At 32.5% G+C, this 644-nt stretch carries 1 protein-coding gene; it reads left to right on the top strand.

The window, feature by feature from the left end; genetic code table 11:
- On the top strand, positions 1-531 hold a 531-nt coding region (locus GQX97_RS13745; protein ID WP_157152323.1), incomplete at its 5' end, for a DUF3343 domain-containing protein.
- Between the last annotated feature and the right edge of the window lie 113 nt (positions 532-644).

Genomic DNA, 644 nt, shown 5'->3' with positions numbered 1-644 from the left:
AAAGAAAAAAAAGAGATGGCTTATGCGATAGTAAACTCTGTTGCAAATAAAGGCTCTTCATTGTGCGGAAAGTTTAAAGATGATACTTATTTTCTAACTGGCGGATTATGCATGTTTGATTATTTAGTTAAGGCTTTAGAGAAAGCTTTAGGCGGAAAGGTGATAACAGATAAAAGAGGGCAGTATGCTGGTGCTATAGGTGCTGCTATAATAGGCTTTGAAAAAAAATCTAATAATAAARTAATTAACAATACAAAAAATAATATAGCAGAAAAYAATGAACATAATAAAGAAAAAAGATTAATAATAACATTCAATACCACAACAGATGTTATGAGGGCAGAAAAGACTTTCAAAAATGTTATGGCTCAAACYAATGAAGTATTGGGAAATATTATATCTATACCAAGTGAAATATCTGCAGGGTGCGGCATGTGTTGGGAGAGYGAAGTTGTTTTTGAAGAGAAGTTAATTAATATATTAAAAGAAAATGATATAGAATATGATAATTGCTATAAGATAGAAAAATAGTTTTTTATTTGCGGTTGTTTTTCCACAGTTATTTTGCGATAGGCCTACTTGGTACGATCGAAGGTAGTCCTTAAGGCGACTGAAGGAAGTTCTCGTGGTGCGAAGGCGGGAAA

The sequence above is a fragment of the Brachyspira sp. SAP_772 genome (genome assembly GCF_009755885.1).
Lineage (GTDB): Bacteria > Spirochaetota > Brachyspiria > Brachyspirales > Brachyspiraceae > Brachyspira.
The sequence above is the reverse complement of the archived record's forward strand: the minus strand, read 5'-3'. Positions and strand labels throughout refer to the sequence as shown.